13 protein-coding genes and 1 tRNA gene are annotated in these 13,769 nt (G+C 71.2%); 2 read left to right on the plus strand and 12 right to left on the minus strand.

The window, feature by feature from the left end:
* Positions 1–108 precede the first annotated feature (108 nt).
* The 6 genes from ACFFGY_RS15765 to ACFFGY_RS15790 form a co-directional block, all read right to left on the minus strand.
* Positions 109–183, minus strand: a tRNA-Gln gene (locus tag ACFFGY_RS15765).
* Positions 184–262: 79 nt separating this feature from the next.
* On the minus strand, positions 263–1,135 hold the full coding sequence (locus ACFFGY_RS15770) for a 4-(cytidine 5'-diphospho)-2-C-methyl-D-erythritol kinase (protein ID WP_377045458.1): 873 nt from the start codon (positions 1,133–1,135) through the stop codon (positions 263–265).
* Positions 1,136–1,155: 20 nt separating this feature from the next.
* Positions 1,156–2,859: a tetratricopeptide repeat protein gene (locus ACFFGY_RS15775; RefSeq protein ID WP_377045459.1), complete on the minus strand. Its 1,704-nt coding sequence runs from the start codon at positions 2,857–2,859 to the stop codon at positions 1,156–1,158.
* Positions 2,860–3,141: 282 nt separating this feature from the next.
* Positions 3,142–3,885 (minus strand): glycosyltransferase family protein, encoded by a 744-nt coding sequence (locus ACFFGY_RS15780; protein ID WP_377045460.1) that lies wholly within the window; start codon positions 3,883–3,885, stop codon positions 3,142–3,144.
* The gene (locus ACFFGY_RS15785; protein WP_377045461.1) at positions 3,882–5,474 is read right to left on the minus strand and encodes a capsular biosynthesis protein; all 1,593 of its coding nucleotides are present in this window, start codon (positions 5,472–5,474) and stop codon (positions 3,882–3,884) included. Before ACFFGY_RS15785 ends, ACFFGY_RS15780 begins: the two co-directional genes overlap by 4 nt.
* Positions 5,471–5,854, minus strand: coding sequence for an HAD hydrolase family protein (locus ACFFGY_RS15790; protein WP_377045462.1), 384 nt, complete (start codon positions 5,852–5,854; stop codon positions 5,471–5,473). The genes ACFFGY_RS15785 and ACFFGY_RS15790 overlap by 4 nt, the downstream gene beginning before the upstream one ends.
* A gap of 280 nt (positions 5,855–6,134) precedes the next feature.
* Between ACFFGY_RS15790 and ACFFGY_RS15795 the strand changes: the two genes are divergently transcribed.
* A complete protein-coding gene (locus tag ACFFGY_RS15795) occupies positions 6,135–7,283 on the plus strand; it encodes a PA0069 family radical SAM protein (RefSeq protein WP_377045463.1) in 1,149 nt (382 codons plus the stop codon).
* A gap of 123 nt (positions 7,284–7,406) precedes the next feature.
* A complete protein-coding gene (gene zwf / locus ACFFGY_RS15800) occupies positions 7,407–8,987 on the plus strand; it encodes a glucose-6-phosphate dehydrogenase (protein WP_377045464.1) in 1,581 nt (526 codons plus the stop codon).
* A gap of 138 nt (positions 8,988–9,125) precedes the next feature.
* On the opposite strand, the gene ACFFGY_RS15805 is transcribed toward zwf, so the two are convergent.
* From ACFFGY_RS15805 to ACFFGY_RS15830, 6 genes are all read right to left on the minus strand, one after another.
* Positions 9,126–9,635: a F0F1 ATP synthase subunit B family protein gene (locus ACFFGY_RS15805; protein WP_377045465.1), complete on the minus strand. Its 510-nt coding sequence runs from the start codon at positions 9,633–9,635 to the stop codon at positions 9,126–9,128.
* Positions 9,635–10,354, minus strand: a complete 720-nt coding sequence (locus ACFFGY_RS15810; protein WP_377045466.1) for a F0F1 ATP synthase subunit B family protein — start codon at positions 10,352–10,354, stop codon at positions 9,635–9,637. Before ACFFGY_RS15810 ends, ACFFGY_RS15805 begins: the two co-directional genes overlap by 1 nt.
* Positions 10,355–10,407: 53 nt before the next feature.
* Complete coding sequence (locus ACFFGY_RS15815; RefSeq protein WP_456316172.1) at positions 10,408–10,617, minus strand: ATP synthase subunit C family protein; 210 nt, start codon at positions 10,615–10,617, stop codon at positions 10,408–10,410.
* Positions 10,618–10,699: 82 nt separating this feature from the next.
* Positions 10,700–11,455, minus strand: coding sequence for a F0F1 ATP synthase subunit A (locus ACFFGY_RS15820; protein WP_377045468.1), 756 nt, complete (start codon positions 11,453–11,455; stop codon positions 10,700–10,702).
* A gap of 22 nt (positions 11,456–11,477) precedes the next feature.
* Positions 11,478–11,768, minus strand: coding sequence for an AtpZ/AtpI family protein (locus ACFFGY_RS15825; protein ID WP_377045469.1), 291 nt, complete (start codon positions 11,766–11,768; stop codon positions 11,478–11,480).
* 64 nt (positions 11,769–11,832) lie between these two features.
* The gene (locus tag ACFFGY_RS15830) at positions 11,833–13,698 is read right to left on the minus strand and encodes an ABC transporter ATP-binding protein (RefSeq protein ID WP_377045470.1); all 1,866 of its coding nucleotides are present in this window, start codon (positions 13,696–13,698) and stop codon (positions 11,833–11,835) included.
* Between the last annotated feature and the right edge of the window lie 71 nt (positions 13,699–13,769).

Raw genomic sequence — 13,769 nt, forward strand, 5'->3', positions numbered from 1 at the left:
CCTGTAGAGGGGGAGCCGAGGAGACCCGTCGCTGTATCGCAGCCGCCAGGAAGCGAAGTAGCTGCGACCGCCTCACAACATGATGATTTTACGGAAGAACCGGACCGCTGGTTGGGGCGCCAGGATTCGAACCTGGGAATGGCGGTACCAAAAACCGCTGCCTTACCACTTGGCGACGCCCCAGCGCGGCTGACGGCAGATAGTCGGAGCAGAGCGCCCTCGTAAAGCCCGAAGACTGCTTTTTCCGCGCTCCTTGCGCGGCTCAGGCCACCGCGCGGTGCAGCGCCCCGCCCCAGCGCCACCAGGCAGCCGGCAGGCCGCGCGCGGCGGCCTCGGCGGCGGCGGCGGTGGGGAACAGCCCGAAGCAGGTGGCGCCGGAGCCGCTCATGCGCGACAGCAGGCAGCCGGGCTGGGCCGCGATGGCCCGCAGCACCTCGCCGACCGGGGCGCACAGGCTGAGCGCCGCCGCTTCCAGGTCGTTGGTGCAGCGGCGCAGCGCCTCGGCCATGGCCCCGGCCTCGTGCCACCGCTCCGGCAGGGTCGCGGGCGGGGTGAAGCCCGGCGCCCGCGCGCGGAACACGGCCGGGGTGGAGAGCGGGATGCGCGGGTTGGCCAACAGCAGCCCGCATTCCGGCAGCGCGGGGGCGTCGTGCAGCACCTCCCCCACGCCGCCCATGCGCGCGGCCTCGGAGCGCAGGCAGACCGGGACGTCGGCGCCCAGGCGGGTGACGGCCGCGTTGCCCGGCAGCGGCAGCTCCCAGTGGCGCGACAGCAGCCGCAGCGCCGCCGCCGCGTCGGCCGAGCCGCCGCCGATGCCGGAAGCCACCGGCAGGTGCTTGCGCAGCCGCAGCGCAGCGCCGGGCCCCTCCCCTTCGGGGCGCAGGAGGCGTGCCGCGCACAGCACGAGGTTGTCGGGCTCCACAGCGAGCGCCGCCGCCTCCGGCCCCTCGACGGCCAGGCTCAGCGCCGCGCCTGGCTGGAGCGAGAGCTCATCCCCCACGCCCGCGAAGACCGCCAGGCTGTCGAGGAGGTGGTAGCCATCCTCCCGCCGGCCGGTGACGTGGAGGAACAGGTTTACCTTGGCCGGGGCGAACTCCGCCGCCGGCGCCGGGCTGGGCGCGCGCGCAGCCGTCATGGTCGCGGGTTCCACGCGGCTCAGCGCGTCGCGGCGGCGGTGGCGGCGGAGGGCTGCAGCCCGTCGCGCAGCTTGGCGTCCAGCCGCGCCGCGTCCTGCGCGGAAGGGTCGAGGTCGAGCGCGCGCCGCCACTGGTAGCGTGCCTCGGTGCGGCGGTTCACCGACCAGTAGGCGTCGCCCAGGTGGTCGTTCACCGTAGCGTTGCGCGGGTCGATCTCGGCCGCGCGTTCCAGCGCCTTGACCGCGCCGGACAGGTCGCCCTGCCGGAACATCACCCAACCCAGGCTGTCGGCGATGTTGCCGTCGGTGGGCCGGGCTTGCGCCGCGCGCTCGAGCATGCGGCGCGCCTCGGGCAGGCGCTCGCCACGCTCGGCCCAGGTATAGGCCAGGTAGTTCAGGACGTAGGGCTGGTCGGGCGAAAGCGTCAGCGCCTGCTGAAAGGCCGCCTCGGCCTCCGGCCACTGGCCCGCGCGCTCCAGCGCGATGCCGCGCGCGTAGTACAGCGACCAGCCATTGCCGGAACCCGGCCGCAGCCGCTGCAGCGCCTGCCCGTAGGCGGCCACCGCCTCGTCGTAGCGGCCGGCGGCGCGCATCATGTCGCCCAGCCGCGCGTAGGGCTGCACCGCGTCGGGCCGGGTTTCCGCCAGCCGGCGCAGCAGGGCCTGCGCCTCGTCGGCGCGGCCGGCGGCGTTGAGCAGGCTGGCGCGGCGCAGCGCCACCAGCGGCGCGAAGCCGTCATCGGCGGGCGCCGTGTCCAGCGTCGCCAGCGCGGCCTCGGGATGGCTCTGGTCCGCCAGGGCATCGGCGGCCAGGAGGATCGCCGGCGTGAAGTTGGGCCGCAGCCGCAGCGCCAGGCGCGACAGCATCAGCGATAGTTCCGGCGCGCCCTGCGTGCGTAGCGCCGCCCCCAGCGTCACCTCGGCCTCGGCCATGCCCTCGGTGGCGCTGGCCACCGCGCGGCCGCGCAGCGCCGCCTGCCGCACGGCCGGGGTGGCCACGATGGCGATGTCGTCCTGGCCGGCGGCCATCACGTCGAACAGGCGGGCGCCGTCGGCCTCCTGCCCCGCGCGCGCGAAGATGCCGGCGGCGATCTGCACGAGGCGCAGGTTGGGATCGCGGCTGTCCGCCAGGGCGGCGCGGGCGTAGCGCAGGGCTTCCGCGGGCCGGCCGCCGAGATCGGCGATCATCGCGGCGTGCAGCGAGGCCAGCCCGCGCAGGCGCGGGTCCTCGATAAAGGGCCGCAGCAGGCCCAGCGCGTTGTCGGTGTTGCCGTGGCCGGCCTGGGTCCAGGCGATCAGCAGCGGCTGCAGGATCTGGGCCGCACCGCGCCGCGGCAGGGTACGCAGGCGCTGCTCGGCGCGGTCCCAGCGGCCGGCCTGGGCATCGCTGCCGGCCAGCAGCAGCTCGGCCAGCTGGTCGGAGGGCAGGCGGCGGGCCAGGCGACTGGCCTCGGAGCCGCCGCCCATCACCGCGGCGCCGAAGGCCTGCGCCACCACCTCGGGCTGGTCAGGGTCGCGGTCCAGCGCTTCGGAGAACTGTTGCGTGGCGGCGGCGGCATCGGCCTGCGAGGCCGCGAAGCGACCGGCAAGGTAGGGGCCGAAGGCGCCCGCCGGCTCGGCGGTGGAGGAACCGCCGCCCGGACTGCCGCCAGCGGCGCAGCCGGTCAGCAACGCGGCCCCCAGCAGGATGGAGCGGGGCGCCGACCGGAGGGGAAGACGGATCATGGGGGCAGCCTATGCGGCGAATTGATGGCACGCCAGGGGCAGTGCGAGGGCGGGAGCAGGTTTTCGCCGCAGTGCCGCAGGACGGCACGGCGGGAAGCGTAACCCGGATGCTTCAACGGGCCCTTGGGTGCCCTGCAGAGGAGGTTCGGTGGAGGGCAGCCAGGAGCCTCGATGGGAAAGCTCAGGCAGCCCAGACGCGCGATCGCCGCCCGTGATCGGGGCGACTGCCGTGCCCGGCCCCTTCGGCGCGACGCGGCTGGAGCGGTCCGGCGCGGCGGCGGTTCAGTCCGGAAAGGCGCGCCTCAGGGCTTCAGTGTTCTTTAAAGCCGCCTGGTACTCGTCGGGCGTGCCGCTGAAGAAGATCTCGTCGGGGCCGATCACGCCGTAGCGTACGTCCTGCCCCGCCTCGATCATGTGCTGGTACATCGGCGCGACGTAGAGTTCCTTGGCGCTGGGCTTGGCTTCCTCGGCGGCGAGCGCGTCGCGGAAGGTTTTCACCGAGCCGAAGTAGTACAGGCCGGTGCAGCAGAAGGACGACACGCGCACCTTCTCCGTCACCTGGGCCGCCCGGTCGGCGGAGCCCTCGACGGGCTTCACGAAGGACCAATGGTCCCCCTCGCCGTCGAAGCACTCGAGCCAGCCGTCACAGGAACCCAGCACCGCCGGCGGGTGGTAGCCGGGGCGGATGGTGTCGATGTTGAAGATGGTCAGCGGCTCGGCCGCGTCGGGCTTCGCGGCGTCGAGGCCCAGCGCCACGGTGTCGGCCTGGCCGCGCGTCGGGTTGGCCAGCGGCACCAGCTCGGCCCGGCGGATGCCCAGGGCGGCGATCCGCTCGCGCACGAACTCGGCCACGCCCGGCATGTCGAGGTGGATAATCAGGAAAGCCTCGCGCTCGAACATCTCGCGGAAGCCCAGCAGCGACCAGTCCAGCAGCGGCCGCTCGGCCAGCGGCAGCATCCATTTCGGCCGGTCGTAGCCCGCGCGGGTGAAGCGGCTGCTCAGCCCGGCCATGGGGAAGACGATCACGCGGCGTTCTCCAGGTTCGCGTACAGGCGCAGCGCGTTGGCCAGGAAGGCCTGCTGCCGGTCGGGCCGGTCGGCGTGCAGCGGCAGCATCGACAGGAACAGGTGAACCGTCAGCGCCGCGATGCCGCGGTCGCTGACGCGACGGCCTTCGAGCTCGAACTCCGAGGCCACTTGCGGCAGGAAGGCGGCGGCGCCCTCGCGCGACAGGTTCAGCGTGACCGAGCGCGTGCCGGCCCCTTCCAGCATGTACCGTCCCGCGAGGATCAGGTCGTAGCCCTCGATCGAGTGGTTCATCTTGGCGAGGTCGTAGCGCAGGTCGCCGAACACGGTGTGGGTGCCGTCGCGCACGCTGCCGCGCGGGTCGATCACCTTCACCAGCCGCTGGCGGAAGTCGAAGAAGGCGTTGGGGAAGCAGAAGTCGCCCTGCATCACGCCCGCGATCGGCCGGCTGTCGGCGGCCAGCCGCCCGGCCTCGGCGGCGATGCGGCGCAGCGAGGGCAGCGGCCTGCCGTTGTACTGCCACTCGTCGTCGAGGCTGACGCCGGCGGCCGCGGCCCAGGTTTCCAGGCGCGCGCCGGTCTTGTCGAGCGCGAGCGCCCGCAGCGCGTCGGGGGCGACGGCGGCCGCCCCTTCCCCGCCGTTGCGCACGCAGGCGCCGAGGTAATCGAAGCAGCCTTCCATGATCTGCCGCCAGGCCGCGGGCTCCAGCGCGCCGAACACGAAGAGCTCGTGCAGGGTGGGCGAGAACTCGTAGCCGATGCGGTAGCCGCCGTTCTCGTGGCCCAGGAAGGCGGGGGTGTGCAGGCGCATCGGCGGCGGCACGTTGGCGAACCAGTTCGCCTCGGCCGCGAGCTTGTCGGGCTTCTCGCCGGTCTTGAGCACCGAGCGGTTGCTGATGGCAATGGAGTTGAAGCTCCGCGCCGTGGACACGCGGGCCCGCGCCCGGTGAAAGGTCTGCAGGTGGCCGAAGTCGAGCCAGCCGCCGACCTCGCGCGACTGCAGCGGGTGTTCCGCGGAATAGGCGTCCAGGGCACCCAGGAAGTCGCCGCGCGACAGCGTCAGCGCGCGCAGGAAGGCGGGGGCGGAGCGGAACGAGAACCAGCCGGTCAGCACGCTCTCGCCCAGCTCGGTGGCGGCGGGGCGGCGGTTGACGAAGCGGCGGCCGGTCGCCTCCACCGCACCCCAGGCATAGGCGTCCTGGGTGGTGGCGACGCCCACCACGTCGGTTTCCTCGGGCAGCGGGTCGAGGAACAGCGTGTCGCCATGGAGGATGCTGACGGTCCCGCGCGCGTCGCACAGCGTCAGCGCGTACTGGATGCTTTCGCCCAGGCTGAGGCCGTCGGGGATGGAGATCACCTCCACCCCGTCCTCGCGCAGCCGGGCGAGCTCCCAGGAGCCGGGCTGGAAGCTGGCCGGCAGCGTCAGCACCGTGCGGGCGGCGCGGCCGGCGAGGCTGGCCACCTGGGCACCGAAGAGGCGCTTGTGGCCGAAGGGCAGGAAGCAGGGGGGCAGCTGGCCGAACTCGGCCGCGAGCTCGGCATTGACGTAGGCGGCCGAGGTGATGAGGGCGAGTGAGGTGTCGTCGCTCATACGGCGTTGCGTCCCAGGTTCAGGAGCTGCGAGATCTCGGCGTAGGACATGCGGGCGAACTCGTCGGGCCGCAGGGACTTGTCGTCGATGTGGAAGCCGTCATGGCCGCACCAGGGCTTGCCGACATGCACCTCGTCGTAAGGCACGTCGTGCTTGCGCAGCCAGTCGAGGATCACCGGCAGGGTGTTGGCGTTGATCTTGCCGACATTGCCCTCATAGGTCCGCATGTTGCGGGCCGTGGCGATGACGATCTCGAAGCCTTCACGCTTGTATTCGCGGAGCCGCTCGATCACCGGCAGGTTCGGCTCCTTGTCGGGGTAGGATCGCCCGGGATCGTCCACGGTCAGCGTGCCGTCGAGATCCACCACCAGTCGCTTCATCCCAGGCCCGGACCCCGCTCATCTTTGTTGCGACGCGACACGCGCTGCGCCGCGACCTTAGCCAAGCCCGCCCCGGGGCGAAACCCTGTGCACCGCAGCGAAACCAAGGTGTCACCGGTGCCGGAACACGGCACGCCGGAACGAGGGGTACGGGAACACGGGGATGGTTGATGTTCCCTTAATGTTCTTGACCCGGCTTCCGCGCATCCCCATAGTCTGCAGGAACGAAGAAAGAACGACCACGTACCCCCCGTGGTCGTCCCGGATGGAGCTTCGTACCATGCCCGATGGCAGCCTGGGCTTTTCCCCCGCCCCCCGCGGGAACCCGACCGGGACTCCCCTCCCCGGTGTTCGCAAGGGCCGCGGCGCCCTTTCGAACCCTGCCAACCGGTACGAACGCTCCGTCCGGGACCCCTTCGACGACGGCTGGAGCACGCTGGAAGCGGCGCTGGCCGACCTGCCGCCGCTCGCCACCACGCTGACGCGCGACAATGCCCGCCGGGCGCTGAGCTGGAACGACAGCCCCGACCTCGGCTTCGACCGCAGCATCAACCCGTACCGCGGGTGCGAGCACGGCTGCATCTACTGCTACGCCCGGCCGACCCATGCCTGGCTGGGCCTGTCGCCCGGCCTCGACTTCGAAACGCGCCTCGTCTTCAAGCCCGAGGTCGCGGCGATCCTGGAGCGGGAGCTGCGCCGGCCGGGTTACGTGGCGCGGCCGATCGCGCTGGGCTCCAACACCGACCCCTACCAGCCGGTGGAGCGCACGCTGAAGCTGACGCGGCAGGTGCTGGAGGTGTTGGACCGCTTCAACCACCCGGTGACCATCGTCACCAAGTCGGCCGGGGTGCTGCGCGACCTCGACATCCTCGGCCGCATGGCCCAGCGCAACCTCGTCCATGTCTGCCTGTCGATCACCACGCTGGACGACCGCCTCGCGCGCGTGATGGAACCGCGCGCGGCGGCCCCGACCCGGCGGCTGGCGGCGGTGCGGGCGCTGGCGGAAGCGGGCATCCCGGTCGGCGTGCTGGCGGCGCCGATGATCCCGGGCGTCAACGATGCCGAGATGGAGCGCATCCTCGGGGCGGCACGCGATGCCGGCGCGACCCGGGCGGCCTACGTGCTGCTGCGCCTGCCGCTGGAGATCGCGGAAATGTTCGAGGGCTGGCTTCACGCGCATTTCCCGGAGCGCGCGGCAAAGGTGCTCAAGCTGATCCGCGAAACGCGCGGCGGCGGGATGTACGACAGCCGCTTCGGCACGCGCCAGGTCGGCACCGGCGCCTATGCCGAAACGATCGCGCAGCGCTTCGCCCTGGCGCTGCGGCGGCACGGTTTCGAGCAGGCCGGGCAGAACAACCGCCTGGACTGCGCGAGCTTCGCGCCGCCCCGCGACACGGCGCTGGAGCCGGAGCAGCTGGCCCTGTTCTGAGGCGGCTGCCTGCCGTGGGGAGCGGCTCAGGCACATCGTGGACAATCACGGCCGGAAGCTTCGCGGCGCACCATGCGTTGCGCTCGCGCCGGGTCCCGTCATCCATGAGAAAGCGAGCCTGCCTTGAACCTCGTTGCGCAGAAAACGGCTCCATCCTGCACGCTGGTGATCTTCGGCGCCGCCGGGGACCTCACCAAGCGCCTGCTGATGCCGGCTCTCTACAACCTGGCCTCCGAGGGGCTGCTGGCGGAAGGCTTCAGCGTGGTGGGCGTGGATCGCGCCGCGCTGGATCGGGATGGCTGGGCCAGGGGCCTCACCGCCACCATGAACTCCTTCACCGAGGACCCCACGGCCGAGTTCTACACGCCGCAGCTGGACGCGGCGTCATGGGGCTTCGTGGAAAGCAGGCTCGACTACCTCCAGGGCGACTTCACCGATGCCGCCCTGTTCGGGCACCTCAAGGAGCGGCTCGGCGGGGGGAACGTGATCTTCTACCTCGCGGTGGCCAGCCGCTTCGTGGGGGATCTCGTGGACCGTCTCGGCACCGCCGGGCTGCTGGACCAGTCGGCCGGGGGATTCCGACGGCTGGTGGTGGAGAAGCCTTTCGGCAGCGACCTGCCGAGCGCGCAGGCGCTGAACCGGCGCATCCTCCGGCAGGCCCAGGAGGAGCAGGTCTTCCGGATCGACCACTTCCTCGGCAAGGAAACCGTGCAGAGCATCATGGCGGTGCGCTTCGCCAACGGCATGTTCGAGCCGACCTGGCGGCGCGAGTACATCGACCACGTGCAGATCACCGCCGCCGAGACCGTCGGGGTGGAAGAGCGGGGCGCCTTCTACGAGACCACGGGCGCGCTGCGCGACATGGTGCCGAACCATCTGTTCACCCTGCTCTGCATGGTGGCCATGGACCCGCCCAACTCCTTTGCCGCCGAGGACGTGCGGACCGAGAAGTTCCGCCTGCTACAGGCCATCCGCCCGGTGCCGCCGGAGGACGCGGTGCGGGGGCAGTACACCGCGGGCGAGGAAGTGGGACACCCGGTTCCCGCCTATCGCGACGAGCACGGCGTCGACCCGGCCAGCGCGACCGAGACCTACGTGGCGATGAAGCTCCGCATCGAGAACTGGCGCTGGGCCGGCGTTCCCTTCTACCTGCGCACCGGCAAGCGCCTCACGGGACGGCGCACCGAGATCTCGGTCCACTTCAGGCCCGCCCCCTATCGCCTGTTCCGCGACACGCCCGCCGATCACACCACGCCCAACGTCGTGCGGCTGCTGATCGACCCGGAGCGCGGGTTCGAAACGCAGTTCGATGCCAAGCTGCCCGGGCCTTCCATGCGTCTGGGGCGGGTTTGCACCAGGATGCGCTACGACGACTTCTTCGAGCAGAAGCCCTCGGTCGGGTACGAAACGCTGCTCTACGACTGCATGCGGGGTGATGCGACGCTGTTCCAGCGCGCCGACGCGATCGAGGCGGCCTGGGCGGCGGTGCAGCCCGTGCTCGACGACTGGGGAGGCCGGACGGATGCGGGGGCGACCTACGCCGCGGGCAGCGAGGGACCGGCAGCGGCCGACGCGCTGCTGGCGCGGGACGGACGATCCTGGCTGCCGCTGCACGAGGAGCGTTCTGCCCCGAAGACCGCCGAAACGGCCGGCGCCCTCACCTCCTCCGTGACGCAGAAAGTAGGACGGCCGCGGGAGGGCTGATGCGATCCCTCCTCCCAGCGGCCTGCCGGGTGAGCAGGCCGGTGGGAGGAAGGGCGCGCCCGAAGCGGCTTGGCGAAAAACGAAAAACCCCTCCGCACCGGGATGCGGAGGGGTTTTCCTGTCGGAGATGCGGGGGACTCAGGCGGCGCGCAGGGCCTTGGGCAGGTCCGCGACGGCGCGGTCCACCATGGCGGCGTCGGTGCCGGCGTCGAGCTTGCTCGCGATCACGTCGCGCGCCGCCGCGGTGGCGATCTCGGCGGCGGCGGTGCGAACCTCGGCCAGGGCGCTGGCCTCGGCGGCGGCGATGCGGTCCATCGCCATGCGCTCACGCCGGGTGGCGCTCGCCTCGGCCTCGGCGGTGGCAGCGGCCGACAGGCGCTCCGCTTCCAGCCTGGCGCGGGCGATCAGCGCCTCGGCCTCGGCCGCGGCGGCCGTGCGGTCGGCCTCAGCCTGCTTGCGCAGCGCCTCGGCCTCGTCGCGCAGGCGGCGGGCTTCCTCCAGCTCCGCCCGCACGGCGGCGCCGCGGGCGTCGAGCATGGCACCGAGCTTGCTCCAGATCGTGCGGCCGAGCAGCACCACGAAGATGATGACCGAGACGGCGACCCAGAACTTCGGGTCGAGCCAGAAGTGTTCGTAATGATGTGCCATCAGGCCCTCCCTCGGGCGGCGAGTTCGCGGCTCACGGCGGCGGACACGGCGGCCTGGTCCTTGATGCCCACGAGGCGGTCCACCAGCGAGGTGGCGGCGTCGGTGGCGACCTCGCGCAGCGCGCCCATGGCGGCGTCGCGGGCCTGGCCGATGCGGGCCTCGGCGGCGGCGATCTGGCTGTTGAGACGCTCGTTCAGCACGGCGGCCTTGGCGGCGGCATCGGCGTTGGCGGCGTTCACCGCGGCGGTGATGGCGGCCTGCGCCTCGGCGTGCGAGCGCTGGGTGGCGGCGCGGTGCGCGGCCTGGGCGGCGTCGGCCTCGGACTTGGCGCTGCGCGCGGCTTCCAGGTCGTCGCTGATGCGCTTGCGGCGGTCCGTCAGCACGGCGCCCACCGGCGGCAGCAGCCACTGGTAGCTGATCAGCACGAAGAGGCCGAAGATGATCAGGAGCCAGACAACCTGCGCGATGGTCAGCGGGTTGTTGAAGTCCAGCTGCGGCATGCCGCCCTTGTCGTGCGCCTGCTGGGCGGCCGCGGCGTAGTCCTCGGCGGCGGCCTCGGTGCGGGCGATGGCCTTGGCGCGGTCGGCATCGAGGAGCGGGGCGCTGCTGGGGGCGACCGGAAGGGGCGCGGGGTCGTGCACCGGTGCCTGGGCAAAACCCAGCATCGGCAGGAGAACCAGGGCCGCGGCCAGCGCGGTGGTCTTGCGGCGGATCATCATGGCTCCCGGAAGAACCGGTGCCGCGGGCGCTGCGGCCCGCGGCACCAGGGGTGTCAGGTGAAGAGGATCAGGAAGGCGATCAGCAGCGCGAAGAGCGCCACGGCTTCCGTCAGGGCGAAGCCCAGGATGCCGATCGGGAAGACGGTGTCGCGGGCGCCCGGGTTGCGAGCCACGGAGGTGACCAGCGCCGAGAAGATGTTGCCCAGGCCAAGGCCCACGCCGAGCAGGGCGACCACGGCGATACCGGCGCCGATGGCCTTCATGGCGCCAAGATAGGCGACAGGATCGTTCATGAAGTCAGCTCTTTCCTTGCTGTTTCGAGAGAGGTCTGCGGCCGGCCGGCGCTCAGTGCAGGTGCACCGCGTCGTGCAGGTAGATGCAGGTGAGGATCGCGAACACGTAGGCCTGCAGGAACGCCACCAGCAGCTCGAAGCCGATCAGGAGCACGTTCACCGCGAGCGGCAGTGCGGCGATGAAGGGGCCGACGACGCCGAGGCCGCCGAGCAGGACGACGAAGGTGGCGAACACCTTCAGCAGCACGTGCCCGGCCACCATGTTCGCGAACAAGCGGATGGACAGGCTGATCGGGCGGGAAAGGTAGGAGAGCACCTCCACCGGCACGATGATGGGAGCCAGCCAGATCGGCGCGCCTTCGGGAAAGAAGTAGCCGAAGAACTTCCGGCCATGGAGCACCAGGGCCACGATCGTGGTCGTGAGGAACACGATCAGGGCCAGGCCCAGCGTCACCGCGATATGGCTGGTGTAGGTGAAGGCGTAGGGGAACAGGCCCAGCAGGTTGCCGAACAGCACGAACATGAACAGCGCGAACACGAAGGGGAAGTAGCGCTTGCCCTCGTGCCCGACCTGGGCCGTGACCAGTCCCTCGACGAACTCGTAGAAGATCTCGGCGGCCGCCTGGAAGCGGCCGGGGATCAGGGCCCGCTTGCGGATGCCCACCAGCATCAGCACCGTGACCAGCCCGATGGCCAGCAGCATATGGGCGTTGGACTGGCTGAAGCCCGTGGCACGGCCGATGGGGCCCAGCATGGGAATGAGCTCGAACTGGCTCAGCGCGTCGATCGATTTGCCTTCGGCGGCCAAGTCACTATCCCTCATCCAGCGGTCAGCGTGCGCGCCCCGGGGCCAGGAGACGATACAGGTTCAGAACCCCGGCAGCACCGCCTGCAAAGAAGAACACCAGCAGGAGCCAGGGGGAAGTCCCGAGCCAGCGATCCAGCGCCAGCCCGATGATCAAGCCAACGGCCAGCGCCGAGACGAGCTCGGTACCGATCCGGAGGCCCAGACCCCATGAGCCTGCTGGCAGCCCCCCATCTCCCTTGCCGGGAGGGGGTTCGAGGCCCTGTTGGACCCGGGCCTTGCGCAGCCGCTCGTCGAAGTCGCTTCGCTGATCCACCCTTGCTCCCTGCGGGTTTTACCCTCGGAAGGCATCGGGCTCGTAAGGAACCGTTCACGTTAAGTCAAGCCGAGACAAAGCCGCCGGACTGCCGGTTCCACAGCCGCGCGTAGGCGCCGCCGGCCTTCAGCAACTCCGAGTGCGTGCCGAGTTCGACGATGTGGCCTCGTTCCAGCACGACCAGCCGGTCCATGCGCGCGATGGTAGACAGGCGGTGCGCGATGGCGATCACGGTTTTGCCGCCCATTAACTGTTCCAGCTGTTCCTGGATCGCGGCCTCGACCTCCGAATCGAGGGCGCTGGTGGCCTCGTCCAGCACCAGGATCGGCGCGTCCTTGAGCAGCACGCGGGCGATGGCCACGCGCTGCCGCTGCCCGCCCGACAGCTTCACGCCGCGCTCGCCCACATGGGCCTCGAAGCCCTTGCGGCCGCGCCAGTCTTCCAGCCGCTCGATGAACTCCTCCGCCTGGGCCTGGCGGGCGGCGTCACGGATGTCGGCGTCGGTGGCGCCGGGGCGGCCGTAGCGGATGTTGTCGCGAATCGAGCGGTGCAGCAGCGCGGTGTCCTGCGTCACGAGGCCGACCGCGCCGCGCAGCGATTCGGCGGTGACGCCGGCGATGTCCTGGCCGTCGATCAGGATGCGGCCCGCCGACGGCTCGAAGAAGCGCAGCAGCAGGTTCACCGCGGTGGTCTTGCCGGCCCCGGAATGGCCGATCAGCCCGATCCGCTCGCCCGGCGCGATGGTGAGGTCGAAGCCGTCCAGTACCGGGCGGCCTTCCGCGCCGTAGCCGAAATGGACCTTTTCGAATCGGATCTCGCCGCGCGGCACGCGCAGGGTGCGGGCATCGGGCGGGTCGGGTGCGGTGGGCGGCACGGCGATGGAATTCATGCCTTCCTGCACCACGCCGATGTTCTCGAAGATCGAGGACACGTTGAAGGCGACCCAGCCCGAGATGTTCACGATCTGCCAGGCCATCGGCAGCGCCGTCGCCACCACCGCCAGCGGCACCGCGCCCTGCGTCCAGAGCCAGATCGCCAGCGCCCCCATACCCACCATCAGGCAGGCGTTGAGGGATGCCAGCAGCACGGTGTTGAGCGTCACGATCCGCGTTTGCCGCTGGAAGCGGTCGGTGAGCTGGTCGAGCCCCTCGCCCACGAACTGATCCTCGTCCGCCGCGCGGGCAAACAGCTTGACGGTCAGGATGTTGGTGTAGCTGTCCACCACCCGGCCGGTGAGCAGCGAGCGCGCTTCCGAGGCCTTGCGGGCACGCTCCCGCAGGCGCGGCACCAGGATGCGCAGCAGGGCGGCGTAGAAGCAGAACCACAGCAGCACCGGCAGGGCGAGGCGCCAGTCCGCCGTGGCCAGCCACAACACCGCGCCGCTGGCATAGACCAGGATGTACCAGACGGCATTGACGCCCGAAACCACGCTTTCGCGCAGCGCCGGGCCCGCCTGCATCACGCGGGTGGCGATGCGGCCGGAAAAGTCCTCCTGAAAGAAGCTCCAGCCCTGGCGCACCACGTGCCAGTGCGCCTGCCAGCGCACCATGCCGGTGACGTTGGGCACGATGCACTGCTGCACCACGAGATTCTGCAGCAGGATCGAGGCCGGGCGCAGGATCAGCAGCACCGCCGCCATGCCCAGCAGCGGCATCCAGGCGTCGTGCAGCAGGTTTTCCGGCGCGTGCGTGCCCAGAAGCGCCACCACGCGGCCGATGAAGATCGGGATCGTGGCGTCGAGCAGCGCCACCCACATGCCCAGCACGAAGAGCAGGATGAAGATGAACTTCGCCTGCCGGGCATAGTGCCAGTAGAAGCCGAGCAGGCTGTGCGGCGGCGGGGTGTCCGGCACGGGCACGCCCAGGAAGCGCGACGCCTTCTCCCCCGGCGCGGCCGAGGGGTTCACCAGGCTCTCGAAGAAGCGGAACATCGGGCGGGAGCCAACGCCCGCCGCCCGCACCCGTCAACGCACGAAAGCGTTCCGGCCTGGCCGCGCCGCCG

Source organism: Roseomonas elaeocarpi, from assembly GCF_042433915.1.
Lineage (GTDB): Bacteria > Pseudomonadota > Alphaproteobacteria > Acetobacterales > Acetobacteraceae > Roseomonas > Roseomonas elaeocarpi.

Excerpts from the sequence above, each read along its gene's own strand:
- ACFFGY_RS15805 (WP_377045465.1), bottom strand. The coding sequence starts at position 9,635 with ATGGCACATCATTACGAACACTTCTGGCTCGACCCGAAGTTCTGGGTC.
- ACFFGY_RS15810 (WP_377045466.1), bottom strand. The coding sequence starts at position 10,354 with ATGATGATCCGCCGCAAGACCACCGCGCTGGCCGCGGCCCTGGTTCTC.
- ACFFGY_RS15790 (WP_377045462.1), bottom strand. The coding sequence starts at position 5,854 with ATGAAGCGACTGGTGGTGGATCTCGACGGCACGCTGACCGTGGACGAT.
- ACFFGY_RS15815 (WP_456316172.1), bottom strand. The coding sequence starts at position 10,617 with ATGAAGGCCATCGGCGCCGGTATCGCCGTGGTCGCCCTGCTCGGCGTG.
- ACFFGY_RS15775 (WP_377045459.1), bottom strand. The coding sequence starts at position 2,859 with ATGATCCGTCTTCCCCTCCGGTCGGCGCCCCGCTCCATCCTGCTGGGG.
- ACFFGY_RS15770 (WP_377045458.1), bottom strand. The coding sequence starts at position 1,135 with ATGACGGCTGCGCGCGCGCCCAGCCCGGCGCCGGCGGCGGAGTTCGCC.
- ACFFGY_RS15830 (WP_377045470.1), bottom strand. The coding sequence starts at position 13,698 with ATGTTCCGCTTCTTCGAGAGCCTGGTGAACCCCTCGGCCGCGCCGGGG.
- ACFFGY_RS15785 (WP_377045461.1), bottom strand. The coding sequence starts at position 5,474 with ATGAGCGACGACACCTCACTCGCCCTCATCACCTCGGCCGCCTACGTC.
- ACFFGY_RS15795 (WP_377045463.1), top strand. The coding sequence starts at position 6,135 with ATGCCCGATGGCAGCCTGGGCTTTTCCCCCGCCCCCCGCGGGAACCCG.